Source organism: Streptomyces sp. (assembly GCF_036566765.1).
GTDB lineage: Bacteria > Actinomycetota > Actinomycetes > Streptomycetales > Streptomycetaceae > Streptomyces.
In genome coordinates, this window is the sequence record NZ_DATCVQ010000714.1 from 1 (window position 1) to 2,718 (window position 2,718).

At 74.5% G+C, this 2,718-nt stretch carries 3 protein-coding genes and 1 pseudogene; 1 reads left to right on the forward strand and 3 read right to left on the reverse strand.

All coding sequences use genetic code 11. From position 1 onward, the window contains the following. From VIU94_RS41315 to VIU94_RS41325, 3 genes are all read right to left on the reverse strand, one after another. Positions 1–652 (reverse strand): HAMP domain-containing protein (locus tag VIU94_RS41315; protein WP_331920254.1); only part of this gene is annotated, 652 nt, incomplete at its 3' end. Further along, positions 649–1,359 carry a response regulator transcription factor gene (locus tag VIU94_RS41320; protein WP_331920256.1) on the reverse strand — a complete coding sequence of 237 codons (711 nt, stop codon included), beginning with the start codon at positions 1,357–1,359 and terminating at the stop codon, positions 649–651. The genes VIU94_RS41315 and VIU94_RS41320, both read right to left, overlap by 4 nt. A 49-nt stretch (positions 1,360–1,408) precedes the next feature. Next, the gene (locus tag VIU94_RS41325) at positions 1,409–2,290 is read right to left on the reverse strand and encodes a DMT family transporter (RefSeq protein WP_331920258.1); all 882 of its coding nucleotides are present in this window, start codon (positions 2,288–2,290) and stop codon (positions 1,409–1,411) included. A 60-nt stretch (positions 2,291–2,350) separates the two neighbouring features. Between VIU94_RS41325 and VIU94_RS41330 the strand changes: the two are divergent. Further along, positions 2,351–2,718 (forward strand): annotated as a pseudogene (locus VIU94_RS41330) (hypothetical protein); the annotation flags it as partial.

Sequence of the window (2,718 nt, forward strand, 5' to 3'; positions counted from 1 at the left end):
TGGCGTTCATGGTGGCGGCGAGACGGGCGATCTCGTCGCGGCCGCCGGGCAGCGGCACCCGCCGGTGCAGCGCGGTCCCGGAGATCGCCTCGACCTCGGCGCGGATCGCGGCGACCGGGGCGAGGGCGCGGCCGACCGCGAGCCAGGTCGTGCCCGCGGCCAGCAGGAGCAGCAGGGGCAGCCCGACCAGCAGCAGACCGGTGACGATCTTGGTGGCCTCGGCGACCGCGCCGAGGACCCGGCCGGAGACCACGGTCAGCGGTGCGTCGCGCTCCCCCGCGGTCACGGTCACGACGAGGAACTGGTCCTCGTCGAGGGGCGTGGTGAGCCGTTCCTCGCCCTGCCGGCCGGGGCGGGCGAGCGCCGGCAGTTCCGCCACGTTCGTGCTGGCGGCGACCACCCGCCCGTCGGCGTCCAGGACCTGGAGGAACTGCTCCTCGGGGTCGGCGACGGTGAGCGCCGGGACGCCGCGGCCCGCGTCGATGACGGCCGCCACCTGGTCGGCGCGGTCCCGGGCGGTGCGGCGTACGTCGTCGGTGAGGTCGGCGCGCAGCAGGACGACCAGGGCGACGGCGCCGGCGAGCAGTCCGAGGGCGACGACGAGGACGGCGACCGCGGACGAGCGGAGCCGGATGCCGGGGCGTCTGCTCATCGCCGTGCCCTCGCCCGCTCACCGCCGGGCGGTCCGCCGTCGGCCGCGAGCCGGTAGCCGTGGCCCCGTACGGTCTCGATGGCGGCGCGTCCGAAGGGCCGGTCGAGCTTGTTGCGGAGGTGTCCGACGTACACCTCGACGATGTTGGGGTCGCCCTCGAAGTCGTCGTCCCAGACATGCGCGAGGATCTCCCGCTTGGACACGGTCTCGCCGCGGCGGCGCAGCAGGAACTCCAGCAACGCGGTCTCGCGGGCGGTCAGTTCCACCCGCGTCCCGGCCCGGGTGACCTCCCGTCCTGCGGGGTCGAGCCGCAGGTCGCCGGCGGTGAGCGCGGCGGGGCGTTCGTGCGGGTCGCGGCGCAGCAGGGCGCGGAGCCGGGCGAGCAGCACGGCGTACGAGAAGGGCTTGGTCAGGTAGTCGTCGGCCCCGGTGTCCAGGCCCTCGACCTCGTCCCACTCGCCCTCTTTGGCGGTGAGCATGAGGATCGGGGTCCAGTTCGCCTCCGCGCGCAGGGCGGCGCAGACGCGGTAGCCGTTGAGCCCGGGGAGCATGACGTCGAGGACGATGACGTCGTACGCGGTCTCCCGGGCCCGCCAGAGGCCGTCGACGCCGTCGTGCGCGAGGTCGACCGCGAAGCCCTCCGCCTCCAGACCGATGCGCAGCCCTTCGGCGAAGCGTTTCTCGTCGTCGACGACCAGTACCCGCATGTCCTGATTGTCCCCCGGGCATGCTGAACGCGAGCTGAAGGTTGCCCGTTCAATCTCGATCGCCACCGCCCCTCAGCGCGCCCAGATAGACGCCGAGGAGGATCAACGGAGTGCCGAGCAGCAGGGACGCGGTCAGGGGTTCGTCGTCGAGCCAGGCCGACAGCAGGATCGTGACGATGGGGACCACGACGAAGAGGTAGGCCGCGCGGGACGCTCCCCAGCGGCGGATCACCATCAGGTACAGGACGAAGGTGAGCACCGAGCCCGCCACGACCAGATAGGCGAGCGCCCACCAGGTCGCGGGGCGGTCCGGCAGCTTCCAGGTGTCGCCGGCCGCGGCGGATCCGGCGAACAGCAGCGCGGACGCCGCCGTCATGCCGACGGCGTTCATGGTCACCGGGTGCACCGCGGGCAACCGGCGGACCAGCACGATCGCCTCGGCGAAGGAGAGCACGCCGCCCAGCATGGCCAGCAGCGACAGCGTCGGCACCGCGCCCTGGAGCGGGGCGCGGGAGATGACGGCGACGCCGGCCGTCGCGCACACGGTGCCGACCCCGGCGAGCAGCCGGAAGCGTTCCAGGCGCTGGGCGACGGCGAGCAGCAGGGTGACGAGCGGGACGAGCGACAGGACGGTCTGGCCGAGGCCGGCGTGGATGCGGACCAGCGCGTAGTAGGCGAGGGCGAAGGTGACGCCGAAGTTCAGGACGCCGAACAGGACCGCGCCGGCGAGCGCCCGGCCCCGGGGAAGTTCCAGCCGCCGGAACGCCATGACGGCGAGCAGGACGAGGGAGGCCGCGCCGAACCGCAGGGCCGCGCCCCACAGCGGGTCCAGCTCCCGATTGCTGAACCGGACGCCGACCGCGTTGCCGCCGGCGAGAAACACGCACGCGGCGAACAGGGCGAGGGCCCGGCGGTCTAGGGCACGCTGCATCGCGTCACGGTAGCCGCGGCGGCGCGGGGCCCCGGCCCGGACACGTCGTCACGGAGTCGCGTGGACCGTTCGGACGAACGCGCGCAGCTCGGCGCTCTCCGCCGCCGTTCGCCAGACCAGGCCGTACGCGATCGGCGGGGCGTCGTCGAACGGGACGTACGCGATGCCGGGCCGCGGGTGGTACTCCGCGCCCCGGGCCGCCCCGGTGGCCGCGCCCCGGCCCGCGCCGACGTGGGAGAGGACCTCCTGCCAGGACGCGGCGACCGGGCCGCGCGGGATCGGGCGGCCGCGCGCACCACCACCGGGACGCTGTTCCTCACCGAGGACGCCACCGGCCTGTCCGTGCACGCCCCGGCGCTCGACCCCGCGGACCACGACGTCGCCTACATCGCGCCCAAGCTGCGCGCCGGCCTGATCGACGAGATGTC

Coding starts and splice junctions, on each gene's coding strand:
- VIU94_RS41325 (WP_331920258.1), bottom strand. CDS start 2,290: ATGCAGCGTGCCCTAGACCGCCGGGCCCTCGCCCTGTTCGCCGCGTGC.
- VIU94_RS41320 (WP_331920256.1), bottom strand. CDS start 1,359: ATGCGGGTACTGGTCGTCGACGACGAGAAACGCTTCGCCGAAGGGCTG.